The sequence below is a fragment of the Serratia sp. CY84636 genome (assembly GCF_052166245.1).
Taxonomy (GTDB): Bacteria; Pseudomonadota; Gammaproteobacteria; order Enterobacterales; family Enterobacteriaceae; genus Serratia; species Serratia nevei.
This window is the reverse complement of sequence record NZ_JBJNOX010000012.1, coordinates 115,080-139,623: the sequence shown is the minus strand read 5'-3', so window position 1 is coordinate 139,623 and position 24,544 is coordinate 115,080. Positions and strand designations below refer to the sequence as shown.

Genomic DNA, 24,544 nt, shown 5'->3' with positions numbered 1-24,544 from the left:
AACTATTGAGCTAATGCTATGATCCGTATAACAGATGCTGCACAGGAACACTTTGCCAAACTGCTGGCAAATCAAGAAGAAGGCACCCAAATCCGCGTATTCGTGATCAACCCGGGCACGCCGACGGCCGAATGCGGTGTCTCTTATTGCCCGCCGGACGCGGTAGAAGCGACGGATACCGAACTGAAGTTCGACAAACTGTCCGCCTATGTCGATGAGCTGAGCGCGCCGTATCTGGAAGACGCCGAAATCGACTTCGTGACCGACCAGCTGGGTTCTCAGCTGACGCTGAAGGCGCCGAACGCCAAAATGCGCAAGGTCGATGACAACGCGCCGCTGATGGAGCGCGTGGAATACGTGCTGCAGTCGCAGATCAACCCACAGCTGGCGGGCCACGGCGGCCGCGTGACGCTGATGGAGATCACCGACGACAACATGGCGATCCTGCAGTTCGGCGGCGGTTGCAACGGCTGTTCGATGGTCGACGTCACGCTGAAAGAAGGCATCGAGAAAGAGCTGCTGCAGAAGTTCCCGGAGCTGAAAGGCGTGCGTGATCTGACCGAACACCAGCGCGGCGAGCACTCTTACTACTGATACCCGGCGCTCACGCCACGGTAGATAACGCAATGCCGGAAGGGGGAACCCGTTCCGGCATTGTCGTTTTTAGCCCACCGACACCTTGCGCCGCCGTTTGTCCAAATCCTTCAGCAGCCGGTTTATCCGCGGATCGGCGAACATCTCCTCCAGCGTTTGGATCAGCTTGCGCCGCCAGTTAGGGTACTGGTCACTGGTGCCGGGAATATTGACCGGATCGGCCATGTCCAGCCAGTCTTCCGGCTGCAGGCCGAGCAGGGCGCTGGCGCTGTCGGCGACATAACGCTGCAGACCGCGGTTAAGCAGCGGACTCATGCCGAGCAGCGCCGCCCTCTTGCCCACCTTCTGCGGCACGCAGCCATAGCGATGCAACCCGTCCAGCAGCCCTTGCTTGGCGCGTTCCCGATCGGCGAACAGCGCCCGCAGGATCTCCGCGTCCGGATAGAGCCCCAGTCGGTTGCCCAGCGTCAGATCGCCGCTTTGCCAATAGCCGCGCAACGTCGGCAGATCGTGGGTGGTGATGGTCGCCATCGCCTGCACCGGATAGGCCTGCGGCGCGCGGAAATGGTGTTCACCGTCGCTTTCGAAATACAGCACCTTGTAGGAATAGACGCCGCTGTCGCGCAGCTTGCCGACGATCTCTACCGGCACGGTGCCGAGATCCTCGCCGATCACCATGCAACGGTGGCGCTGGCTTTCCAGCGCCAGCACCGCCAGCAGATCGTCCACCGGGTATTTGACGTAGGCGCCGCGATCGGCGGTTTCGCCATAAGGGATCCACCACAGCCGCAGCAGCGCCATGACGTGATCGATACGCAGCGCGCCGCAGCTGGTCATGTTGGCGCGCAAAAGATCGATGAACGGCTGATAACCGCGCGCCGCCATCACGTGCGGATCCATCGGCGGCAGGCCCCAGTTTTGCCCCAGCGGCCCCAGGATGTCCGGCGGTGCGCCGACCGACGCTTTCAGGCAGTACAGCTCGCGGTCGCACCAGGTTTCCGCCCCGCCTTCCGCCACCCCGACCGCCAGATCGCGATACAGACCAATCGGCATCTGCTGCTGCCGGCTCTGCTCAAAACACTGCGCAAACTGCGTGGCCGCCAGCCATTGCAGCCACAGGTAAAAGCGGACCGCGTCCTGATGTTCGTCGCAGAACTGCCGCACCGCTTCGCTCTGCCCCCGCCGATAGCCCTCGGGCCAGGCCGGCCATCCCCACTGGCTGGCGTCTTTGGCCGCCAAGTGGGCATGCAGCGCGTCGAACGCCGCCTGCTGATACAGGCTGTCGCCGCCCTCAGTCACGAACCGTTCGAACGCCTGACGCTGCGCGTCGTTCGGCTTGCGCGCCTGAAACAGCGGGAACGTCAGCTTCAGCGCCGCCAGCTTCAGCTGCATCACGGCGGTGTAATCCACCCACTCCGCGGCGCGCGCCTTGGCCAGCTGCTTCTGCGTCGCCGGCTTCTGCCACCAGCGCTGCGCTGCGTCGCTGCGCTGGAAATCCTCCACCGCGTTGACGTCGATATACGCCAGATTCAGCCAGCGGCGCGACGAGGGGCTGTAAGGGCTGGCGCTCTCCGGGTTGGCCGGATACAGCGCATGGATCGGATTGAGACCGACGAAGGCACCGCCGCGCTCCCCCACCTGCTCCACCATCAGACGCAGATCGCCGAAATCGCCGATGCCCCAGTTGCGATCGGAACGCAGCGTATACAGCTGAACGCAGGCGCCCCACAGTTTCTTGCCGGTCAGCAAGGCGTCCGGCTCGAAGCAGCGCCTCGGCGCGACGATCACTCGGCATGGCCACTGCCGTGCGCCCTGGCTCAGCGTCAATTGGTGATACCCCGCCGGCAGGTCGCCGGGCAGCGTCAGGGTCTTGCGCGCGCCGACGCGCCCCTGCAGGCATTCGCCGTCTTCACGCTGCAGCACCCACAGGTAGTCGCCTTCGCCCGCCGGGGTCAGCGCCAGCGGCGCGCCCTGATAGAACACCTTAACCGCCGGCAACGGCGATGCCGCCCCTTCCTGCGCGGCATCGGCCCGATTCATGGCCGCCAGCAGCTTACGCTTGGTCTCCGGCTCAATCGCCTGCCGCTTGCCGTGGGCATTGATGAAATCGGCAGCGATCCCCGCCTGCGCTGCCGCCTGATCGATACGCTTACGATCCATTCGCTCTCCTTAACGTTTGGCTTGCCAGATGCGCTGCTGGTAATCGCGAATCGAGCGATCCGAGCTGAACATGCCGACGCGCGCAGTGTTAAGGATAGTCCGCCGCGTCCATTCGTCCCGGTCGCGGTACAGTTCGTCGACCCGGCGCTGCGCCTGGCAGTACGAGGCGAAGTCCGCCAGCACCAGATAGGGATCGCCGCCTTCCAGCAGGCTGTGCAGCATCATGTCGAACGCGTGCTTGTCGCCGTGGCTGAACGCGCCGCTCGCCAGCTCGTCCAAAATCGCCTTCAGGTGCTTGTCTTTCTTGCGGTAGCTGAGCGGATCGTAGCCCTTCGCCAGTATCGCCTTCACCTGCTCCACGGTATTGCCGAAGATAAAGATATTGTCTTCGCCCACCTGCTCGGCGATTTCGACGTTGGCGCCGTCCAGCGTGCCGACCGTCAGCGCGCCGTTCAGCGCCAGCTTCATGTTGCCGGTGCCGGAGGCCTCTTTACCGGCGGTGGAGATCTGCTCGGAGATATCCGCCGCCGGGATCATCAGTTCGGCCACCGACACGCGGTAGTCGGGAATGAACGCCACTTTCAGGCGATCTTTCACCAACGGATCGTTATTGATCTTCTCGGCCGCCTGGTTGATCGCGTAAATGATGTTTTTCGCCAGGTAGTAGCCCGGCGCCGCCTTGGCGCCGAACAGGAAGACGCGCGGTACGATGTCCAGATTCGGGTTGTCGCGCAGCTGGCGATACAGCGACAGGATGTGCAGCAGGTTCAGGTGCTGGCGTTTGTACTCGTGCAGACGCTTGATCTGCACGTCGAAAATCGCGTCCGGATCGAGCGTCAACCCCATCACGCCGTGCACGTAATGGGCCAGCGCCACCTTGTTGTCGCGTTTGATCTGCTGATAACGCTGGCGGAACGCCGCGTCGTCGGCGAATTTTTCCAGCCCGCGCAACGCGTCGAGATCGTTCGCCCATTCCACCTTCAGCGTCTCGTCGATCAGGCCCGACAGCGCCGGGTTGCACTGTTTCAGCCAGCGACGCGGCGTGATGCCGTTGGTGACGTTATGGAATTTGTTCGGCCACAGCTGGTGATATTCCGGGAACAGATCCTTCACCACCAGATCCGAGTGCAGCTGAGCCACGCCGTTGACCGCAAAGCCGCTGACCACGCACAGGTTGGCCATGCGCACCTGCTTGTTGTGATGCACCGCCAGTTTGGCCCACACCGCCTCGTCGCCCGGCCAGTGCTTATCCACCTGCTTTTTGAACCTGGCGTTGATCTGTTTGATGATGGAGAAATGGCGCGGCAGCAGGCTGCGCACCAGTTTTTCATCCCAGCACTCCAGCGCTTCCGGCATCAGGGTGTGGTTGGTGTAGGCGAAGGTGTTGCTGGTGATCGCCCAGGCCGCCTCCCACTCCAGCTGGTGTTCGTCCAGCAGAATACGCAGCATTTCCGGAATGGCGATGGTCGGGTGGGTGTCGTTCAGCTGGATCACTTCGTACTTCGGCAGCTCTTCAATCTTGCGGCCGGCCTGATGGTGCTTGCGCAAAATGTCCGCCACCGAGCAGGCGCACTGGAAATACTGCTGCATCAGGCGTAGGCGCTTGCCGGCCTGATGGTTGTCGTTCGGGTAGAGCACCTTGGTCAGCTTGTCGGCTTCTACGCCCTGCTTCTCCGCCTGCAGGAATTTGCCGTCGTTGAAATCGCTCAGGTTGAACGGATGCTGATGGGTCGCCTGCCACAGGCGCAGCGGCTGCGCCACGCCGTTGCGATACCCCAGCACCGGCAGATCCCAGGCTTCGCCGCGCAGGGTGAAGGCCGGGCGCCACAGTTCGCGGCCGTCGGCCTGCTTTTCCAGCTTGCCGCCGATGCCCACGTCCACCGCCAGCGCGGCGTTGTGGCGGAACCACGGGTAGCTCTCGCGCTGCCAGTTATCCGGCGCCTCTTGCTGCTGCCCGCCCTGGAACGACTGGCGGAACAGCCCGTACTGGTAGTTCAGCCCATAGCCGGTGGCCGGTTGCTCCACCGTCGCCATCGAGTCGAGGAAACAGGCCGCCAGGCGCCCCAGCCCGCCGTTGCCCAGCGCCGGATCGGTTTCCTGCTCCAGCAAATCCGCCAGCTTGACGTTCTGCTCCGCCAGCGCCTGCTCGACGGTGTCGTACCAGCCCAGGTTGATCAGGTTGTTCGCCGTCAGCCGGCCGATCAGAAACTCCATCGAGATGTAGTTCACGTGGCGCAGCGGTTTGGCGCTTTTGCGCGGCGCCGGCTGCGCGGCCAACTGCTCGGCCAGCGCCGCACTGACGGCTTCCCACCATTGATGCTGCGTCATCTGCTGTGCGGAACTGAGGCCGAACCGTTGCCACTGGCGGGCAAGCGCCGCCAGAAAAGCATCCTTCTTGAGCGTAGGCTGTGACATAAGGAAAACTCTCTATCCAGTAAGTGGGTCAAATTGCCGCTATCGTGCCGGTGAGAAAGCCTGACGGCATCATCCCGCCTGGGGATTAGCTGGGGAGGAGGATTGGGGCGTAGCTGGAATTGTGATCTCAGGCACTTTTTGACTCCCTTGCAACGATGCAAAAAAGCCCGCCAACGCGTGCGGCGAGCACTGAGAACGTTAACCATGACGTTAGCACAAGTATTCGCACTGCTGAAGTTTTGTCCATGGCCGGAAATGCGATCTGCAACCGCATCGCCGCGCGCCGGCGCCAAACGTAAAAAAGTGTGATCGATAGCAACTTAACTCCAAGCCGATGCGGAAGCTTGTTGCAATACGTTTAGGGTTGGCAGAAGTTAGGGGGAGCTATTAATTACGAACCATAAAATAATTAGCGCCACTCCAATCCCGGCGGGAACCGCGATTTATACCCTGGAATACTATGCTGATCCCATCAAAACTGAGCCGCCCGGTACGGCTGCAAAATACCGTGATCCGCGATCGCCTGCTGGCCAAACTGGCCAGCGCGGGCAACTATCGCCTGACACTGGTCAATTGCCCGGCGGGATACGGGAAAACCACGCTGATCGCCCAATGGGCGGCCGGCAAGGCCGATCTGGGCTGGTATTCCCTGGATGAGAGCGACAACCAGCCGGAGCGCTTCGCCAGCTACCTGATCGCCGCGCTGCAGCAGGCCAGCGGCGGCCGCTGCGTCAAGAGCGAGGCGCTGAGCCAGAAGCATCAGTACGCCAGCCTGTCGGCGCTGTTCGCCCAGCTGTTTATCGAGCTGGCCGACTGGCACCAGCCACTGTACCTGGTGATCGACGACTACCACCTGATCACCAACGACGCCATCCACGAAGCCATGCGCTTTTTCCTGCGCCATCAGCCGGAAAACCTGACGCTGATCCTGCTCTCGCGCACCCTGCCGCCGCTCGGCATCGCCAATCTGCGGGTGCGCGATCAGCTGCTGGAAATGGGTACGCAGCAGCTGGCGTTTACCCATCAGGAAGCCAAACAGTTCTTCGACTGCCGCCTGGCGGCGCCGATGGAGCAGCAGGACAGCAGCCGCCTGTGCGACGAAGTCGAAGGCTGGGCCACCGCGCTGCAGCTGATCGCGTTGTCGGCCCGCCAGTCCGCCTCGTCGGCCCAGCTGTCGGCCAAGCGCCTGGCGGGGCTGAACGCCAGTCACCTGTCCGACTACCTGGTGGACGAAGTGCTGGATCACGTCGATGCCGATGCGCGCGCCTTCCTGCTGCGCTGTTCGGTGCTGCGCTCGATGAACGACGCGCTGATCGTGCGGCTGACCGGCGAAGACAACGGCCAGCAGCGGCTGGAGGAGCTGGAGCGCCAGGGGCTGTTTATCCACCGCATGGACGACACCGGCGAATGGTTCAACTTCCACCCGCTGTTCGCCTCTTTCCTGCGCCAGCGTTGCCAATGGGAACTGGCACTGGAGCTGCCGGGGTTGCACCGCGCCGCCGCCGAAGGCTGGCTGGCGCTGGGATATCCGGCAGAGGCCATTCACCATGCGCTGGCGGCCAGCGACGTCAGCATGCTGCGCGATATCCTGCTGCAACACGCCTGGTCGCTGTTCCACCACAGCGAACTGGCCTTGCTGGAAGAGTGCCTCAACGCGCTGCCCTATGAGCGCCTGATCCAGAATCCCAAGCTGGCGCTGCTGCAGGCCTGGCTGGCGCAGAGCCAGCACCGCTACGGCGAGGTCAACACCCTGCTGGAGCGCGCCGAGCGCACCATGCGCGAACAGAAAATCGAGATAGACCAAACGCTGCACGCCGAGTTCGACGCCCTGCGCGCCCAGGTGGCGATCAACGCCGGCAAACCGGAAGAGGCCGAACGGTTGGCGACCGAAGCGTTGAAATTCCTGCCGCTGTCCAGCTATTACAGCCGCATCGTCGCCACCTCGGTGACCGGCGAAGTGCACCACTGCAAGGGCGAGCTGGCGCGCGCGCTGCCGATGATGCAGCAAACAGAGCAGATGGCGCGTCGCCATCAGGCCAACCATTACGCGCTCTGGGCACTGCTGCAGCAGAGCGAAATCCTCATCGCCCAGGGCTTCCTGCAGGCCGCTTACGAAACCCAGGACAAGGCGTTCGAACTGATCCGCGAACAGCATCTTGAACAGCTGCCAATGCACGAATTCCTGCTGCGCATTCGCGCGCAGATCCTGTGGTCGTGGTCGCGGCTGGACGAGGCGGAAGACGCGGCGCGCACCGGGCTGAAAATCCTGGCGAACTACCAACCGCAGCAACAGCTGCAGTGCATCGCCATGCTGGCCAAATGCTCGCTGGCGCGCGGCGATCTGGACAATGCCAATACCCACCTGCAGCGCTGCGAAACCCTGCTGCACGGCGCCCACTACCATCGCGACTGGCTGACCAACACCGACAAGTCACGGGTGATCCACTGGCAGATGACCGGTGACACCGCCGCCGCCGCCCAGTGGCTGCGCCACACCGAAAAGCCCGGCATGGCGGATAACCACTTCACGCAGGGCCAGTGGCGCAACATCGCGCGGGTGCAGATTCTGCTCGGCCAGTATGACGAGGCCGGCGTGGTGCTGGATGAACTGAACGAGAACGCCCGCCGGCTGCGGCTGGTGAGCGATCTCAACCGCAACCTGCTGCTCAGCAACCAGCTGTACTGGCTGCAAGAGCGCAAGGGCGAAGCACAGCAGGCGTTGATCGAAGCGCTGTCGCTGGCCAACCGCACCGGTTTCATCAGCCACTTCGTCATCGAGGGCGAAGCGATGGCGCAGCAGCTGCGCCAGCTGATCCAGCTCAACACGCTGCCGGAGCTGGAACAGCATCGTGCCCAGCGCATCCTGCGCGACATTAACCAGCATCATCGGCACAAGTTCGCGCATTTTGACGAAAACTTCGTCGATAAGCTGCTGACCCATCCGCAGGTGCCGGAGCTGATCCGCACCAGCCCGCTCACCCAGCGCGAATGGCAGGTGCTGGGGCTGATCTATTCCGGCTACAGCAACGACCAGATCGCCGGCGAGCTGGACGTGGCGGCCACCACCATCAAGACGCACATCCGCAACCTGTACCAGAAGCTCGGCGTGGCCCATCGCCAGGAAGCGGTGCAGCAGGCGCAGCAGCTGTTGAAGATGATGGGGTACGGCGCCTGAGAGTCAGCGCTGGCCGTAATAGGCACCGGCGCCATGTTTGCGGCTGAAATGCTTTTCCAGCAGATAGTCATCGATCCGCCGTAGGCCGGGGTTAATATCCCGGCTGATCCACGCCATTTTCGCCACCTCTTCCAACACCACGGCGTTATGCACCGCCTCATCCGGCGTCCTTCCCCAACTGAACGGGCCATGCTGATACGCCAGGATACCGGGAATGTGCAATGGTTCACGCCCTTTCAGGGTTTCGATAATCACCCGACCGGTGTTCAGCTCATATTCCCGCGCCACCTCTTCTGCCGTCAGCCCGCGGGTACAAGGAATATCGCCGGAAAAATAGTCGGCGTGGGTGGTGCCGAGCACCGGTATCGCTTCCCCTGCCTGCGCCCAGGCGGTGGCATGGGTGGAGTGCGTATGCGCCACACCGCCGAGTTGAGGGAATGCCCGGTACAGCGCCAAATGCGTCGGCGTATCGGACGAAGGCCGCAGCTGCCCCTCAACAACCTCACCTCGCACATTCACCACCACCATATCCTCAGCCCGCATCGTTTCATAAGGTACGCCGCTGGGTTTGATCACCACCAGCCCACTGGCCCGATCGATGCCGCTGACATTGCCCCAGGTATAGGTCACCAGCCCGTGCTCAGGCAAGGCCATGTTGGCTCGGTACACCTGACTTTTCAGTTGCTCCAGCATGCTACCTCCTTATTTCCAACCCGGCCTCGACCATGCGTTCAACCACCCAGGCACGCGCCTCCCGCACCGCCCGCAGCGGATCGTTCGCTTTCTCGCTCCACATCTCGAGCAGATAGGGACCACGATAGCCGCTCGCAAGCAACGTTTCGAAACAGCGTACGAAATCCACTACGCCCTCGCCGAACGGTACATTCTTAAACTCCCCCGGCCGCGTATCCTTAACGTGTACCGCCACGATATGTCCGCGCCCGGCCATGAGCTCCATCGGCACATCGTTGTCCCAGGCAGACAAGTTGCCGATATCCGGGTATAGCTGAAACCACGGGTTATTCAGGTAGTGGGCATAGCCCAGCGCCTTGCTGATCGAGTTCATCAGCGGATAGTCCATGATTTCCATCGCCAGCATGACCTGTGCACGGCTGGCCATCTCTACCGCCTGCACCAATCCGGCGCGGAAACGGGTGCGGGTCTGCGCAGTAGACTGCTGGTAATAAACGTCATACCCGGCCAGTTGGATCACCCGGATGCCGGTATCCTGCGCCAGCCGAATAGCTTTTCGCACGATCTCCAGTCCCCGCTCGCGCGTCGTGTCGTCTTCACTGCCCAACGGAAAACGCCGGTGGGCGCTGAGGCATAAAGAAGGCACGCGCACACCGCTCGCCGCAACGGCGCTAACCAACGCGAGCCGCTGTTCAACGCTCCAGTCCAGCCGCGCCAGGCGGCCGTCGCTTTCATCGATCGACATTTCAACGAAATCGAATCCCAACTCACCCGCCAGTTGCAGGCGCGTCAGCCAATCCTCGCCCGGCGGCAACGCTTTCTCATAGATGCCCAACGGCACGGATTTGTGCAACATAACCGCTCCTCAGCCCCACCGCTGGGCGATGACACGTTTAAATTCCCGCGCCGCCGCGACCGGATCGGCGGCATCACGAATGCTGCGCCCGGCGATAAAGACATGGATGGGAATACCTTGGAACAGAGGCAAATCCTCCAGCGTCAGTCCGCCGGTGACCGTCACCTTAAAACCCATCTCGCTCAGGCGACGAACCGCGCGGATATCGTCATCGCTCCAGGATACCCCCGCCGCCTGCGCGTCACGGCTGCGGTGATACACCACCTGACCAATTCCCGCTTCACGCCACGCCTGCGCCTGTTCCCAGGTCCAGAATCCCGTCAGTTCTATCTGCACGTCACCACCGAACTCATGCGCCACCTGCAGGGCTCCCTTGGCCGTATTGATATCGGCGCAGCAGATCACCGTGATCCAATCGGCATGCGCCTCGAAGCACATTCGCGCCAAAATCTGACCCGCATCGGCGATTTTTGCGTCCGCCAACACGATGCGATCCGGATACAGCGCTTTTAAATCGCGTACGGCTCGCACGCCTTCCGCCACGCACAAAATAGTGCCGACTTCGATGATGTCGACTTCGGCCGCGATCAGGCGAGTCGTGTCGTAAGCCGCAGCCATAGACAGGTTATCCAGCGCCACCTGCAACATCGGTAAATGCATGTTCATTGGTTGTCTCCTTCAATTCGCCGCCGCCGTAGACGTTTTGTCGATCAACGCCAATACCTCGCTCGCGTGGCGACAGGCCCGCAAGCGATCGAAATTCGCCTCATCTTCAAACAGGTTCACCACTTGCATGATCCCCACCTCCTGATGCGTTTTGGCGTCCACCGCCGCCATGGTGATCAAGATGTCTATCGGATCGTTGTCCTCATCGCCGAAACACACCGGCGTCTTCAGGGTGACTAAGGCGAAGCCGGTTTTCAGCACCCCTTCCTCCGGCCGGCCGTGCGGCATCGCCAGGCCCGGCGCCAGCACGAAGTAAGGGCCGTGCCGTTCGACGCCGGCCAAAATGGCGTCAAAATAGCGTGGTTCCACCACGCCGGCGGCCACCAGCAGATCGACCCCCAGCCGCACCGCCTGGCGCCAGTCGGCAGCCTCCGCCTGCAGTTGGATAGCGTTATTCTGCGCCAACGAATCGCTCAGCTTCATGACTCGCTCCTCACTGCTTCAAATCTTGCGGAAAATGCGCGCCGATGACGTCCATCAGCTTCGGGCCGAAGTCCGCCGCCGAGAGCATATTGCGCACCCCGACCACGTATTTGTTGCCGCTGACGACGATTTCATCCGCGACATGGGTGGAAGCAATGATGATGTCAGCCCCATTCAACTCGGATTTGTATTCCCCCACCGCACAGCTGTTGACCGAATGATCCACGCCTTGCTGCGTTAAAAATTGGTCGACTTTCATTTTCATGATCATGGAACTGCCTTGTCCGCAACCGCATACCGCCAGGATTCGTACCGTCATAATCTGCACTCCTATTAACGTGACGCCGATTCAACCGATTGTTTTTCAGCATCTTCTTCCGCACGCAGGGTGCGTCCGGCGAAGAACATGTACAGCAGGGCGATAACGATCACCACGCCCATAAACCACAGGCCCAGACTCAGCCCTTGCATCAGCGGCGGCGCCAGAATCGACCAGTCCGCCATGCCCATCCAGGCACTTAGCCCAGTCAGTTTGATGGCCCACACGCAGCCGAAGATCTCTATCATTCCCATCACCAGACAGATCTTCATCGCCGCGCGCCAGCCACCAAAGTGGTTAGCGAATACGCCGATGGTGGCGTTAGAAAAGAACATGGGAATGAAACCGGGAATAATCATGATGGAAGAGCCAAGCGCTAACAGTATGCCGACGGCGATCAGTTGGCCGATGGTGCCCCACATAAAACCCCACACCACGGCGTTGGGCGCGAAGCTATAAATGGCGGCACAGTCGATGGCCAGTACCGCGCCGGGGATCAGACGTTGGGAAATGCCGTTAAAGGCCTCGGTCAATTCGGCGACGAACATGCGCACGCCCTGCACGATGATGAAAATCGCCACCGCGAACATCAGCCCGGTTTGCAGGATATAGATGCTCCAGTGAGTTTTACCGGCCATCGCCTGCAGAGTATCCAAGCCGAACGAGCACAGAATGATGCCGAAAAACAGCGTCATCACGATGGCGGTGGACACGATGTTGTCATGGAAAATGTTCAGCCATCCGGGCAGCTTCAGATCTTCTACGCTGTCCTCTTTTTTACCGAGATACGGTGCGGCCTTGTATGCCAGCCACGAAGCGAACTGCTGTTGGTGCCCAATGGAGAAACCGCTGTTTTCCGTTACCGCCTGCGTCGGTTTGAACATCATGTTGGAGGTGATGCCCCAGTACAGTGAAGCCAAGAGCGCACTGCACAATACCGTCGTCCACATGCCGTAACCCAGAATGTAGAAAAATACCGCGATCAACCCAACCTGCTGAAACATGATGTGGCCGGTGAGCATGATGGTGCGGATGCCGGTGATGCGCCTCAACAACACGTAGAGTATGTTCAGCGCCAATGCCAGCAAGACCGCGTAGCCGACCCAACTATAGGCGTCCCCCATACGTTCGATGGTGGCCATCATCGAGGCATAGGTATCTGAAATCGCCCCGTTGATGCCGTATACCTCGGACAACTTCGCCACAACGGGTTTGAACGTGCCGGTCAGGATGCCGGAGCCGGCCTGCAATAACATGAAACCGATAATGGTTTTGATCGTGCCTTTGATAATGACTGCCGCGCTTTTGCGCAGCAACGTGTAACCCAACAGCGTAACCAACCCCAACAGCAGCGGTGCATTGGTCATCACCTGGTTAAAAAAGACGGTGAAGATGGTGTAAAGAGTTTCCATACGGCTCTCCCGAAAAGGTTGGCATGCAGGTAACGCCTTCACCATACCAATCACAATAAATCACAAAAAGATCATAAATGATTATTTGTGAACAACCTCGCAAGTTAAAAATCAATTCCACTAACATTCAATGAATTAGACGACTTACACTTTATTACCTATTGAATTTAATAGCAGTTAATCAAAAGAAAAGGAGAGAAAACGCCGGCGCAGCGCGTAAATTCGGCGGCGTTTACGTGTATTTCGATCGTTGTCAGTTGAAAAAAACGGTGCTAGATTCGATCAAAACAAATCACATAAAATCTTTAAATGATTACTTGTGATTTTATTATCATCACCAACGAGGAAAGACCCATGAGTAAAGTCAACGACATCACCCGCGAGTCCTGGATATTGAACACCTTTCCCGAATGGGGCACCTGGCTGAACGAAGAGATAGAGCAGGAGAACGTCGCGCCCGGTACTTTCGCCATGTGGTGGCTGGGTTGCACCGGCATCTGGCTCAAGTCTGAAGAAGGCGCCAACCTGTGCGTCGATTTCTGGTGCGGCACCGGCAAGCAGAGTCACGGCAACCCGCTGATGAAAACCGGCCACCAAATGCAGCGCATGGCCGGGGTGCGTAAACTGCAACCGAACCTGCGCACCACCCCATTCGTGCTCGATCCGTTCGCCATTACCCAGCTCGACGCCGTGTTGGCCACGCACGATCACAACGATCATATCGATGTGAACGTAGCGGCGGCAGTGTTGCAGAACTGCGCCCCCACCGTCCCGTTTATCGGGCCGCAAAGCTGCGTAGATATCTGGATCGGCTGGGGCGTGCCGCCGGAGCGCTGCATCACCGTCAAACCTGGCGACGTGATAAAAATCAAAGACATTGAAATTCATGCGCTGGACGCCTTCGATCGCACGGCACTCATCACATTGCCGGTGGAACAAAAAGCGGCGGGCGTTCTGCCGGACGGCATGGACCTGCGGGCGGTCAACTACCTGTTCAAAACGCCGGGCGGCAACCTTTATCACAGCGGCGATTCCCACTACTCCAACTATTACGCCAAGCACGGCAACGATCATCAGATCGATGTCGCCCTCGGTTCCTACGGCGAGAACCCGCGCGGCATTACTGACAAGATGACCAGCGCAGACATCTTGCGCATGGCGGAATCGCTGAACGCCAAGGTCGTTATCCCCTTCCACCACGATATTTGGTCTAATTTCCAGGCAGATCCGCAGGAGATCCGCGTGTTGTGGGATATGAAAAAGGACCGGCTCAAGTACGGTTTCAAACCGTTTATCTGGCAGGTTGGCGGCAAGTTCATCTGGCCGCAGGACAAAGACAATCTGGAATATCACTACCCGCGCGGGTTTGATGATTGTTTCATCCAGGAACCCGACCTGCCCTTCAAGTCTTTCTTGTAATCAATCGGTGTTGCATACGGATGCGCGCTTTTGAACGGCAATGATTCAAATCGTCAAACGGCGCGCATATAATCGAAGGCAACGACGTTTTTTCTCTCCACGGAGCCCGCATGACAGAGTCCCAACGCCACAACGCTATTCTCGATCTCTTGCAGCGCAAGGGGCAAATCTCCGTGGCGGACGTCATCGCGGCGTTTGACATCTCTCCGGCCACCGCGCGCCGGGACATCAACAAGCTGAATGAAATCGGCAAATTGCGCAAAGTACGCAACGGCGCCGAAGCCACGCAAACTCCGCGCCCGGCCTGGACGCCGCTCAATATCCACCAAACCCAGCACCTCGATGAAAAAATGCGCATTGCGGCGGCCGCGGCACAGCTCTGTCAGCCGGGTGAAAGTGTGGTGATCAACTGCGGCTCCACCGCATTTCTGTTGGGCCGTGAAATTTGCGGCAAGCCGGTTCAGGTGATCACCAACTATCTGCCGCTGGCCAATTACCTGATCGATCAGGAACACGACAGCGTGGTGATCATGGGAGGCCAGTACAACAAAACCCAGTCGATTACTCTGGCGCCTCAGGAAGGCGACGCAACCCTGTACGCCGGGCACTGGATGTTCACCAGCGGTATCGGCCTCACCGCTGACGGTTTGTATAAAACCGATATGCTGACCGCGATGGCAGAACAGAAGATGCTCAACTATGTCGGTAAACTGGTGGTGCTGGTCGACAGCAGCAAAGTCGGCCAACGCGCCGGCATGCTGTTCAGCCGCACCGAGCAAATTGCCATGGTGATCACCGGCCGGGCCGCCGATCCGGCGATCGTTGAGCAACTGCGTCAGCAAGGCGTTGAAGTGCTGCTGGTGTGACAAAACCACAACCTTACTCTGGTCTTAAACGCCGCAGAGTTGGTTACAATAGCGGCGTCCCCCAATTACGAGGCAGTCAGCAGTATGGAACAGTTCGAAGCGATCAACGTTGAGCAGGCGTACACCCGCTGGAAAGAGGGCAGCGCCGCCCTGGTCGACATCCGCGATCCGCAAAGTTTTGAAGCCGGGCATACGCCGGGCGCCTTTCACCTCACCAACGCCACCCTGTCGGCCTTTATGCAGCAAAACGACTTCGAGCGGCCGGTGATGGTGATGTGCTACCACGGCAACAGCAGCCGCAGCGCGGCGCAGTACCTGCTGCACCAGGGGTTCGACGCGGTCTACAGCATCGACGGCGGCTTCGAGGCCTGGGCCCGCCAGTATCCGCAAGACGTGGAAACCTCTGCCTGATCCCCGCCGCCCGCTGTGCGTCGGCGGGCTTCCCCTTCATTTTTGTGCGCGTTTTCGCGGGTTTTTCGCAGATCCGTTTGCCAGCGCTCAGGATTTCGACGTTATAATCGGCCGTCAGGGTCGCCGGCGAGCAAGCCGCGGCCAAAATCATTCACTTACGACGGAAGAGCAATGGTTAGAGTAATCGCCATATCCAACCCGCGCCTGGCGCTGGCCTTTGTCGACTATATGGCGACCCAGGGCATCCGGCTTGAGCTGCGCAACAGCGGCGAGGCGGCGGAAATCTGGCTGGCCGACGACGGCCACCTCGAACAGGTGCAACACGAGCTGCAGCAGTTTCTGGTCGATCCGCTCAACCGCCGTTATCAGGCCGCCAGCTGGCAGACCGGCCATACCGACGCCGGCCTGCACTATCAGAGCGAATCCTACCTGCACACCCTGCGCAGCAAGGCCGGGCCGCTGACGCTCGGCGTGATGGTGCTGTGCATCGCGGTTTACATCCTGATGCAGGTGCTGGGCGACGACACCGTGATGTACTGGCTCTCCTGGCCGCAGGACAGCAGCCAATACACGCAGCTGTGGCGCTGGGTCAGCCATGCGTTCCTGCATTTCTCCCTGCTGCATATCCTGTTTAACCTGATGTGGTGGTGGTATCTCGGCGGCCAGATGGAAAAACGCCTCGGCGCCGGCAAGCTGTTCGTGCTGGCGGTAGTGTCGGCCTTCTTCAGCGGCTGGGCGCAATCGCTGTTCAGCGGCGCGCTGTTCGGCGGGCTGTCGGGCGTGGTCTATGCGCTGATGGGCTATGTGTGGCTGACGGGTGAACGGGCGCCGGAGCGTGGCCTGATGCTGCCGCGCGGGCTGATGGTGTTCTCGGTGCTGTGGCTGGTGGCCGGATATTTCGATATTTTAGGAATGTCGATCGCCAACGCGGCACACGTAGCCGGTTTAGTGTTAGGGTTATTGATGGCATTTTGGGATACGCGTCATCGCGCACACAACGAACAATAACAGCCGGGAGCTGTGCCCAGCGGGCACAGCGGGCGTTTTAGGGGATTATCGTGAAGCAAACACAGCGTCATGACGCAATTATCGAGCTGGTGCGCCTGCAAGGTTACGTCAGCACGGAAGAGCTGGTGGAACATTTTGACGTCAGCCCGCAAACGATTCGCCGCGATTTGAATGACCTGGCCGACCAGAACAAGATCCAGCGTCACCACGGCGGCGCGGCGCTGCCTTCCAGCTCGGTCAACGCTGCCTATAACGATCGCAAGGTGATGTGGTCGGAAGAGAAAGCCCGCATCGCGCAGCGCGTCGCCAGCCAGATCCCGGACGGCGCCACGCTGTTCATCGATATCGGCACCACGCCGGAAGCGGTGGCCCATGCGCTGATGAACCACAAGAACCTGCGCGTGGTCACCAACAACCTCAACGTCGCCACCCTGCTGACCGCCAAGGAAGACTTCCGCCTGATCCTGGCCGGCGGCGAAGTGCGCACCCGCGACGGCGGCATCATGGGCGAAGCCACCCTGGACTTCATCTCCCAATTCCGCCTCGATTACGGCATTCTCGGCATCAGCGGCATCGATATGGACGGCTCGCTGCTCGAATTCGACTATCACGAAGTGCGCACCAAACGCGCGATTATCGAAAATTCCCGCTGCGTGATGCTGGTCACCGACCACTCCAAATTCGGCCGCAACGCCATGGTCAACCTGGGTAACATGAATCTGATCGACTACCTGTTTACCGACCAGTTGCCGCCGCCGAGCGTGATGAAAATCATCGAGCAGTACGACGTGCAGCTGGAGCTGTGCTGATCCGCTGTTAACCTGCGGGGTGCGCCGCCGCCCCGTTTCCTCCCCCCCGCCCCTCTTCATCGACAGCCGTTTGCGCGCTCGCGCCATATCCACATCATTTATGTGACTATCATCACCAAACTGTTACCTCTATCACGCCTAAATGTTTTTGTTTGGTTAAGTCTTGGCTTGCTTGTTGGTTTTTGATTACAATCATGAGCGAAAACGAACATGAAAGAGCTATTTCGAACATCTGGAGGAAGATGACGTGGAAACCAAAGACTTGATCGTTATCGGTGGCGGCATCAACGGTGCCGGCATCGCGGCGGATGCTGCCGGGCGCGGGCTGTCGGTACTGCTACTGGAAGCGCAAGACTTGGCCTGTGCTACGTCTTCCGCCAGTTCCAAACTGATCCACGGTGGCCTGCGCTACCTGGAACACTACGAATTCCGTCTGGTGAGCGAAGCGCTGGCCGAGCGTGAAGTGCTGCTGAAGCTGGCGCCGCACATCGCGTTCCCGATGCGTTTCCGCCTGCCGCACCAGCCGCACCTGCGTCCGGCCTGGATGATCCGTATCGGCCTGTTCCTGTACGATCACCTGGGCAAACGCACCAGCCTGCCGGGCAGCAAGGGCTTGCGCTTTGGACCAGAGTCGGTGCTGAAGCCTGAACTGAAGCGCGGTTTCGAATATTCCGACTGCTGGGTCGACGATGCTCGCCTGGTGGTGCTTAACGCGCAGGAAGTGGAAAAACGCGGCGGCGAAGTGCGCACCCGCACCAAAGTGACCCGCGCATGGCGTGAAAATGGCCTGTGGATGGTGGAAGCGGTCGATATCGACAGCGGCAAAACCTTCACCTGGCGCGCCAAAGGCCTGGTGAACGCCACCGGCCCGTGGGTGAAAAACTTCTTCGACGACGGCCTGAAGCTGAAATCGCCTTACGGCATCCGCCTGATCAAAGGCAGCCACATCGTGGTGCCGCGCGTGCACGATCAGCCGCAGTCTTACATTCTGCAGAACGAAGACCACCGCATCGTGTTCGTGATCCCGTGGAATGACGAGTTCTCCATCATCGGCACCACCGACGTGGAGTACAAAGGCGATCCGAAGGACGTGAAGATCGACGAGAACGAAATCGCTTATCTGCTGAAAGTGTACAACGATCACTTCAAGAAGCAGCTGGGCCGCGACGACATCGTCTGGACATACTCCGGCGTGCGTCCGCTGTGCGACGACGAATCCGATTCGCCGCAGGCGATCACCCGCGATTACACGCTGGACGTGCACGACGAGCAAGGCAAGGCGCCGCTGCTGTCGGTCTTCGGCGGCAAGTTGACCACCTACCGCAAGCTGGCCGAGCACGCGATGGAAAAACTGGCCCACTACTACCCAGGCTGCGGCCCGGCGTGGACCAAAAACGCCACGCTGCCGGGCGGTGACATCGGCGGCGATCGCGACGGCTACGCAGCCAAACTGCGCCGTGCGCACGGCTGGCTGCCGGAAGCCCTGGCGCGCCGCTATGCCCGCACCTACGGCAGCCAGAGCGAGCTGATCCTGGCCGGCGCCAACGGCCTCGGCGATCTGGGCGAAGACTTCGGCCACGGTCTGTATGAAGCCGAACTCCGCTACCTGACCGACAAAGAGTGGGTCGTAGAGCTGGACGACGCCATCTGGCGCCGCACCAAGCTGGGTATGTGGCTGGACGACGCGCAACAGGCGCGGGTGAAAGCCTGGCTGGCGGAACACGCGAAAACGAAAGCGCTGTCTCTGGCTTCCTGAGCCGCAGCGTAACGAAAAAAGGGCCGGTTATCCGGCCCTTTTCTTTGCGCTTTCTCTTCCGTCTTACAGCTTCACCGGCTGAATGTGCCAGATTTCGTCCGCGTATTCCTGAATGGTGCGATCGGAGGAGAAGTAGCCCATGTTGGCGATATTCAGCACCGCGCGCCGCGTCCACTCGTCCTGATTGAGATACACCTCGTCCACCTTGTCCTGCGTATCCACGTAGCTGCGATAATCCGCCAGCAGCTGGTAGTGATCCCCCAGGTTCACCAACGAGTCGAACAGGTTGCTGTAGCGCTTCGGTTCGTCCGGGCTGAACACGCCGGTGGCGATCTGCGTCAGCGCCTGATGCAGCTCGGGATCCTGCTCGTAGTATTGATGCGGGTTGTAACCGTTGCGGCGCAGTTCCTCCACCTGTTCGGCGGTATTGCCGAAGATAAAGATGTTCTCCTCCCCCACGTGCTCGCGCATCTCGACGTTGGCGCCGTCCAGCGTACCGATGGTCAGCGCGCCGTTCAGCGCAAACTTCATGTTGCTGGTGCCTGAGGCTTCGGTGCCCGCCAGCGAGATCTGTTCCGACAGATCCGCCGCCGGGATAATGATCTGCGCCAGGCTGACGCCGTAGTTCGGAATGAACACCACCTTCAGCTGGGTATGCACGCGCGGATCGTTGTTGATCACTTTGGCCACGTCGTTGATCAAGCGGATGATCTGCTTGGCGGCGTAGTAGGCGGACGCCGCCTTGCCGGCGAAGATCACCACCCGCGGCACGCGCTCGATCTCCGGATCGTCCAGCAGGCGGTTATACAGCGTGATGACGTGCAACACGTTGAGCAGCTGCCGTTTGTACTCGTGGATGCGCTTGATCTGCACGTCGAACAGCGCGTCCGGGTTGACCACCACGTTGAGCGTTTTGGCGATGTACAGCGCCAGCCGCTCCTTGTTCTGCCGCTTGGCGCGCTGCACCGCCTGCAGGAAACTCGGGTAATCGACGTTGGCTTTGATCTCGCTCAGCTGGCTGAGATCGGTGCGCCAGGTTTGCCCGATGCAGTCGTCCAGCACCGCCGCCAGCGGCGGGTTGGCCAGCGCCAGCCAACGGCGCGGCGTCACCCCGTTGGTTTTGTTGCAGAAGCGATTGGGGAACAGCCGGGCGAAGTCGGCGAACAGCGACTGCACCATCAGCTCGGAATGCAGGGCGGAAACGCCGTTGACCTTGTGGCTGGCCACCACTGCCAGCCACGCCATGCGCACCCGGCGGCCGTTGGTTTCATCGATGATCGAGACCCGCGCCAGCAGGTCATTGTCGCCCGGCGCCACTTCCTGCACCATCTTGAGGAAGTGATCGTTGATTTCGAAAATCAGCTGCAGATGGCGCGGCAAGATGCGCCCTATCATGTCCAACGGCCAGGTTTCCAGCGCCTCGCTCATCAGCGTGTGGTTGGTGTAGGAAAACACCTGCTCCACCACTTCCCAGGCGTCGAGCCACTGGAATTTGTGCTCGTCGATCAGCCGGTGCATCAGTTCGGGAATCGACAGCACCGGGTGAGTGTCGTTGAGGTGAATGGCGATCTTGTCCGCCAGGTTGTCGAAGGTTTTGTGCATCAGCCAATGGCGGTTGAGGATGTCCTGCACCGTGGCCGACACCAGGAAATACTCCTGCCGCAGCCGCAGCTCGCGCCCGGAGGAGGTCGAGTCGTCCGGATACAGCACGCGCGACACGTTCTCCGAGTGGTTTTTATCCTCCACCGCGGCGAAATAATCGCCCTGGTTAAACTTGCCAAGGTTGATCTCGTTACTGGCCTGCGCGCTCCACAGCCGCAGGGTGTTGGTGGCGTCGGTGTCGAAACCGGGGATCACCTGATCGTAGGCGATGGCCACGATCTCTTCGGTTTCCAGCCAGCGCGCCTTGGCACCCTCCTGCTGCACGCGGCCGCCGAAGCGCACCTTGTAGCGGGTGTTGTGGCGCGGAAACTCCCACGGATTGCCGTACTCCAGCCAATAGTCCGGCGATTCCATCTGCTGGCCGTTGACGATGTTTTGCTTGAACATGCCGTACTCGTAGCGAATGCCGTAGCCGCGCCCCGGCAGCGCCAGCGTCGCCAGCGAATCGAGGAAGCAGGCCGCCAGGCGCCCCAGACCGCCGTTGCCGAGGCCAGGGTCGTTCTCTTCTTCCAGCAGTTCACCCAGGCTCAACCCCATTTCGTTCAGTGCGTTGTCGATGTCCTGATAGATGCCCATCGACAGCAGCGCGTTCGACAGGGTGCGGCCGATCAGGAACTCCATCGACAGGTAATACACCTGCCGCACGTCCTGCGACAGCTGGGCGCGGTTGGAGCGCAGCCAGCGTTCAACCATGCGATCGCGCACCGCGAACAGCACGGCGTTCAGCCAGTCGTGCCGGTTGGCGATGGCCGGATCCTTGCCGACGATAAACATCAGCTTATAGGCGATGGAGTGTTTCAGCGCTTCCACACTGACCGTAGGTGAGGTGTAACTAAACGGTGAAGTCATGGCTTTTTGATCCCTTTTAGGGAGCCCAGCCATTCGCCGCGGAATAGCTGGCCCCGCTGAACATGGACGCGGTATGCCGCGCCCCGACAATCAACCCAAACGGCTGCCCGCCGCGCGTCAACCCAAGACGCGAAACGCGGGCTACAAACGTTGATAAAGCGACAGATACTCTTTCGCCGCCACCGGCCAGCCGAAGTCCACGCTCATGGCGTGACGCTGAACGTGGCGCCAGTGTTTCGGCCGGCTCCACAGCACCATGGCGCGGCGGATGGCGTTGCCCAGCGCGACGGCATCGCAATCGTCGAACACGAAGCCGCTGGCGGTGCCGTCGGCCAGATTTTCCAGCGCGCAGTCCACCACCGTGTCCGCCAGCCCGCCGGTGCGCCGCACCAGCGGCAGCGTGCCGTATTTCAGGCCGTAGAGCTGCGTCAGGCCGCAGGGCTCGAAGCGGCTCGGCACCAGAATCACGTCGGCGCCGCCGATGATGCGGTGGGAGAAGGACTCGTGATAGCCGATCTGCACCCCAACCTGCTCGGGATAGTCGGCGGCGGCGGCCAGAAACGCCTGTTGCAGCACCGCGTCACCGGCGCCCAGCAGCGCCAGCTGCCCGCCCTGCGCCAGCAGCTCAGGCAATGCCTGCAGCACTAGGTCCAGACCTTTTTGGCTGGTCAAGCGGCTCACTACCGCGAACACCGGCAGCGATTCGTCCACCTTCAGCCCCATGGCCTTTTGCAGATGCAGCTTGTTTTTGACCTTGCTTTTCAGATCGTCGGCGTCGTAGCGGGTACTGAGCCGCGGGTCGTGGGCCGGATCCCAAATCTTGTCGTCCACCCCGTTGAGGATGCCGCTCAGTCTGCCCTGCCGCTGCCGTTCCTGCAGCAGCCCCTCCATGCCATAGCCGAACTCCGGCCGGGTGATCTCGCGCGCATAGGTCGGGCTGACGGCGGTCACGTGGTCGGCATAAAACAGCCCGGCCTTGAGGAACGACATCTGGCCGTAGAACTCCAGGCCATAAACGTCGTAAAACGACGCCGGCAGCCACAGCTCGGTCACATGATGGGCGGAGAACAGCCCCTGATAGGCCAGGTTGTGCACCGTGAACACCGAGCGCGCCGGGTGGCCGTTGGCGGCCAGATAGGCGCAGCTCAGGCCGGCGTGCCAGTCGTGGGCGTGCACCAGCTGCGGGCGCCAGTAGCGATCCAGCCCCTTGGCCAGCTCGCAGGCCATCCAGCCCAGCAGCGCAAAGCGGCGATGGTTGTCGGGGTAGGCGTACATGGATTGGTCGTGGTACGGGCTGCCCGGCCGGTCATACAGCCAGGGCGCATCGATGAGATAGATGCCCACGCCATGGTAGGTGCCGTAACGCAGGCCCACCCGGCCGGCGAACGAGTCGATTTCCGCCACCAGCACGGTGTCCGGAATGCCGTTGCGTACGTCAGGGAAAGCGGGCAATAGCACCCGAACATCGGCGCCTTCGGCGATTTGCGCCGCCGGCAGTGCGCCAACCACGTCTGCGAGTCCGCCCGTTTTCAGCAGGGGGAACATTTCAGAACATACGTGTAAGACCTGCATTATCACTCCTGAAAGTCGGCCGAAGGCCTCTGGATAAGAAATAAAGCAGGCTTGCCGCTGTTATGTTTGCCGCGTTGCGCAAGCCATCGAACCGTTCATCAGGCGGCAGGCTATCGTTCTGCCGCCCACGTTAACTCACAATTTTGACAACATTTCGCGCGTCACCAGCACGATGCCGCCTTCCGAGCGATAAAAGCGCTTGCTGTCCTCATCGGCGTTTTCCCCGATCACCATGCCCTCCGGAATGTGGCAGGCGCGGTCGATGATGCAGCGCCGCAGGCGGCAGGAACGGCCGACGTTCACGTCCGGCAACAATACGGTAGAGTCGATGGTACAGAACGAGTTCACTCGCACGCGCGGGAACAGCACCGAATGCACCACCACCGACCCGGACACGATGCAACCGCCGGACACCAGCGAGTTCATGGTCATGCCGTGGCTGCCGGAGCGATCCTGCACGAACTTGGCCGGCGGCAGCGGCTCCATGTGGGTGCGGATCGGCCAGGCGCGGTCGTACATGTCCAGCTCCGGCGTTACCGACGCCAGATCGAGGTTGGCGCGCCAGTAGGCGTCCAGCGTGCCCACGTCGCGCCAGTACGGCGGTAGATCGGGGTTGGAGGTCACGCAGGACAAGGTAAACGGATGCGCCCACGCCGCCTGTTGCGCGGTGATTTTCGGGATCAGATCCTTGCCGAAATCGTGGCTGGAGCCGGGGGTCGACATATCCTCTTCCAGCAGCTGGAACAGGTAGGCGGCATTAAAAATATAGATGCCCATGCTGGCCAGCGACATATCCGGATTGCCCGGCATCGCCGGCGGATCGGCGGGTTTCTCCAGGAACTCGATAATGCGGTCGCTTTCATCCACCTTCATCACGCCGAATTCGCCGGCTTCGCTGCGCGGCACCGGCAGGCAGGCCACGGTGCACTGGGCCCCCTTCTCGACGTGGTCGATCAGCATGCGCGAGTAATCCATCTTGTAGATATGGTCGCCCGCCAGGATCACCACGTATTCGGCCTCATAGCGGCGGATGATGTCCAGATTCTGGTAGACCGCGTCGGCGGTGCCTTTGTACCAATGTTCGGTGCTGAGGCGTTGCTGGGCCGGCAGCAGGTCGACGAACTCGTTCATCTCTTCGTTGAGGAACGACCAGCCGCGCTGAATGTGCTGCACCAGCGTGTGCGACTGGTATTGGGTGATCACGCCGATGCGGCGGATGCCGGAGTTCAGGCAGTTCGACAGGGCGAAATCGATGATGCGGAATTTGCCGCCAAAGTGGACGGCGGGCTTGGCGCGGGTGGAGGTCAAATCTTTCAGGCGCGAGCCGCGGCCGCCGGCCAGGATCAGCGCTACGGATTTAATCGGCAGCTGGCGCGCCAACATCAGGGGGTCTTTATTTTCAAACCTAACCATAGCGGA

The 24,544-nt window shown here is 60.6% G+C and carries 19 protein-coding genes; 8 read left to right on the top strand and 11 right to left on the bottom strand.

Translation table 11 applies throughout. The features are described 5' to 3' along the window. Positions 1-18 precede the first annotated feature (18 nt). Positions 19-594, top strand: coding sequence for a Fe-S biogenesis protein NfuA (gene nfuA / locus ACJ8QI_RS23115; protein ID WP_033631902.1), 576 nt, complete (start codon positions 19-21; stop codon positions 592-594). A 69-nt stretch (positions 595-663) separates the two neighbouring features. Here nfuA and malQ read toward each other — a convergent pair whose 3' ends face one another. Next, entirely contained in the window at positions 664-2,754 is a 2,091-nt protein-coding gene (gene malQ, locus ACJ8QI_RS23110) for a 4-alpha-glucanotransferase (protein WP_442533150.1), read from the bottom strand. A gap of 9 nt (positions 2,755-2,763) precedes the next feature. Further along, positions 2,764-5,169, bottom strand: coding sequence for a maltodextrin phosphorylase (malP, locus tag ACJ8QI_RS23105; RefSeq protein WP_055311831.1), 2,406 nt, complete (start codon positions 5,167-5,169; stop codon positions 2,764-2,766). A gap of 460 nt (positions 5,170-5,629) precedes the next feature. On the opposite strand from malP, the gene malT reads away from it, so the two are divergent. Beyond that, positions 5,630-8,344: an HTH-type transcriptional regulator MalT gene (gene malT / locus ACJ8QI_RS23100; RefSeq protein WP_060424501.1), complete on the top strand. Its 2,715-nt coding sequence runs from the start codon at positions 5,630-5,632 to the stop codon at positions 8,342-8,344. 3 nt (positions 8,345-8,347) lie between these two features. On the opposite strand, the gene ACJ8QI_RS23095 is transcribed toward malT, so the two are convergent. Genes ACJ8QI_RS23095 through ulaA form a run of 6 tightly spaced genes read right to left on the bottom strand, consistent with a single transcriptional unit; the run spans position 8,348 to position 12,773 of the window. After that, positions 8,348-9,034, bottom strand: a complete 687-nt coding sequence (locus ACJ8QI_RS23095; RefSeq protein ID WP_442533168.1) for an L-ribulose-5-phosphate 4-epimerase — start codon at positions 9,032-9,034, stop codon at positions 8,348-8,350. Positions 9,035-9,038: 4 nt separating this feature from the next. Next, complete coding sequence (locus tag ACJ8QI_RS23090; protein ID WP_142110641.1) at positions 9,039-9,893, bottom strand: L-ribulose-5-phosphate 3-epimerase; 855 nt, start codon at positions 9,891-9,893, stop codon at positions 9,039-9,041. Between the two features lie 9 nt (positions 9,894-9,902). Next, a complete protein-coding gene (locus ACJ8QI_RS23085) occupies positions 9,903-10,553 on the bottom strand; it encodes a 3-keto-L-gulonate-6-phosphate decarboxylase UlaD (RefSeq protein WP_442533167.1) in 651 nt (216 codons plus the stop codon). Positions 10,554-10,571: 18 nt separating this feature from the next. Next, complete coding sequence (gene ulaC / locus ACJ8QI_RS23080) at positions 10,572-11,042, bottom strand: PTS ascorbate transporter subunit IIA (RefSeq protein WP_047729674.1); 471 nt, start codon at positions 11,040-11,042, stop codon at positions 10,572-10,574. 10 nt (positions 11,043-11,052) lie between these two features. After that, positions 11,053-11,361, bottom strand: coding sequence for a PTS ascorbate transporter subunit IIB (gene ulaB / locus ACJ8QI_RS23075; protein ID WP_047729673.1), 309 nt, complete (start codon positions 11,359-11,361; stop codon positions 11,053-11,055). Positions 11,362-11,375: 14 nt separating this feature from the next. Next, positions 11,376-12,773, bottom strand: a complete 1,398-nt coding sequence (gene ulaA, locus ACJ8QI_RS23070; RefSeq protein WP_060424498.1) for a PTS ascorbate transporter subunit IIC — start codon at positions 12,771-12,773, stop codon at positions 11,376-11,378. Between the two features lie 354 nt (positions 12,774-13,127). Between ulaA and ulaG the strand changes: the two genes are divergently transcribed. The 6 genes from ulaG (at position 13,128) to glpD (ending at position 19,042) form a co-directional block, all read left to right on the top strand. Then, on the top strand, positions 13,128-14,192 hold the full coding sequence (ulaG, locus tag ACJ8QI_RS23065) for an L-ascorbate 6-phosphate lactonase (RefSeq protein WP_060424495.1): 1,065 nt from the start codon (positions 13,128-13,130) through the stop codon (positions 14,190-14,192). A gap of 110 nt (positions 14,193-14,302) precedes the next feature. Then, positions 14,303-15,058, top strand: a complete 756-nt coding sequence (ulaR, locus tag ACJ8QI_RS23060) for an HTH-type transcriptional regulator UlaR (protein ID WP_060424494.1) — start codon at positions 14,303-14,305, stop codon at positions 15,056-15,058. An 84-nt stretch (positions 15,059-15,142) separates the two neighbouring features. Then, positions 15,143-15,469, top strand: coding sequence for a thiosulfate sulfurtransferase GlpE (glpE, locus tag ACJ8QI_RS23055; RefSeq protein WP_004930790.1), 327 nt, complete (start codon positions 15,143-15,145; stop codon positions 15,467-15,469). Positions 15,470-15,640: 171 nt separating this feature from the next. Further along, positions 15,641-16,477 carry a rhomboid family intramembrane serine protease GlpG gene (gene glpG, locus ACJ8QI_RS23050; protein ID WP_442533149.1) on the top strand — a complete coding sequence of 279 codons (837 nt, stop codon included), beginning with the start codon at positions 15,641-15,643 and terminating at the stop codon, positions 16,475-16,477. A 50-nt stretch (positions 16,478-16,527) separates the two neighbouring features. Beyond that, positions 16,528-17,286, top strand: a complete 759-nt coding sequence (locus ACJ8QI_RS23045; RefSeq protein WP_004930797.1) for a DeoR/GlpR family transcriptional regulator — start codon at positions 16,528-16,530, stop codon at positions 17,284-17,286. 247 nt (positions 17,287-17,533) lie between these two features. Then, the gene (gene glpD / locus ACJ8QI_RS23040; protein WP_049202828.1) at positions 17,534-19,042 is read left to right on the top strand and encodes a glycerol-3-phosphate dehydrogenase; all 1,509 of its coding nucleotides are present in this window, start codon (positions 17,534-17,536) and stop codon (positions 19,040-19,042) included. Between the two features lie 63 nt (positions 19,043-19,105). Here the strand turns inward: glpD and glgP are convergent, their stop codons facing one another. The 3 genes from glgP to glgC all read right to left on the bottom strand — a co-directional run bounded on the left by glgP (position 19,106) and on the right by glgC (position 24,538). Beyond that, complete coding sequence (gene glgP / locus ACJ8QI_RS23035; protein WP_442533148.1) at positions 19,106-21,553, bottom strand: glycogen phosphorylase; 2,448 nt, start codon at positions 21,551-21,553, stop codon at positions 19,106-19,108. Positions 21,554-21,694: 141 nt separating this feature from the next. Continuing rightward, complete coding sequence (glgA, locus tag ACJ8QI_RS23030) at positions 21,695-23,125, bottom strand: glycogen synthase GlgA (protein ID WP_049202834.1); 1,431 nt, start codon at positions 23,123-23,125, stop codon at positions 21,695-21,697. 135 nt (positions 23,126-23,260) lie between these two features. After that, positions 23,261-24,538 (bottom strand): glucose-1-phosphate adenylyltransferase, encoded by a 1,278-nt coding sequence (glgC, locus tag ACJ8QI_RS23025; RefSeq protein WP_004930810.1) that lies wholly within the window; start codon positions 24,536-24,538, stop codon positions 23,261-23,263. Positions 24,539-24,544 lie beyond the last annotated feature (6 nt).

Coding starts and splice junctions, on each gene's coding strand:
- glgA (WP_049202834.1), bottom strand. CDS start 23,125: ATGCAGGTCTTACACGTATGTTCTGAAATGTTCCCCCTGCTGAAAACG.
- ACJ8QI_RS23085 (WP_442533167.1), bottom strand. CDS start 10,553: ATGCATTTACCGATGTTGCAGGTGGCGCTGGATAACCTGTCTATGGCT.
- nfuA (WP_033631902.1), top strand. CDS start 19: ATGATCCGTATAACAGATGCTGCACAGGAACACTTTGCCAAACTGCTG.
- glgP (WP_442533148.1), bottom strand. CDS start 21,553: ATGACTTCACCGTTTAGTTACACCTCACCTACGGTCAGTGTGGAAGCG.
- ulaB (WP_047729673.1), bottom strand. CDS start 11,361: ATGACGGTACGAATCCTGGCGGTATGCGGTTGCGGACAAGGCAGTTCC.
- ulaA (WP_060424498.1), bottom strand. CDS start 12,773: ATGGAAACTCTTTACACCATCTTCACCGTCTTTTTTAACCAGGTGATG.
- ulaR (WP_060424494.1), top strand. CDS start 14,303: ATGACAGAGTCCCAACGCCACAACGCTATTCTCGATCTCTTGCAGCGC.
- ulaG (WP_060424495.1), top strand. CDS start 13,128: ATGAGTAAAGTCAACGACATCACCCGCGAGTCCTGGATATTGAACACC.
- malT (WP_060424501.1), top strand. CDS start 5,630: ATGCTGATCCCATCAAAACTGAGCCGCCCGGTACGGCTGCAAAATACC.
- ACJ8QI_RS23090 (WP_142110641.1), bottom strand. CDS start 9,893: ATGTTGCACAAATCCGTGCCGTTGGGCATCTATGAGAAAGCGTTGCCG.
- malP (WP_055311831.1), bottom strand. CDS start 5,169: ATGTCACAGCCTACGCTCAAGAAGGATGCTTTTCTGGCGGCGCTTGCC.
- ulaC (WP_047729674.1), bottom strand. CDS start 11,042: ATGAAGCTGAGCGATTCGTTGGCGCAGAATAACGCTATCCAACTGCAG.
- glpG (WP_442533149.1), top strand. CDS start 15,641: ATGGTTAGAGTAATCGCCATATCCAACCCGCGCCTGGCGCTGGCCTTT.
- malQ (WP_442533150.1), bottom strand. CDS start 2,754: ATGGATCGTAAGCGTATCGATCAGGCGGCAGCGCAGGCGGGGATCGCT.
- glgC (WP_004930810.1), bottom strand. CDS start 24,538: ATGGTTAGGTTTGAAAATAAAGACCCCCTGATGTTGGCGCGCCAGCTG.
- glpE (WP_004930790.1), top strand. CDS start 15,143: ATGGAACAGTTCGAAGCGATCAACGTTGAGCAGGCGTACACCCGCTGG.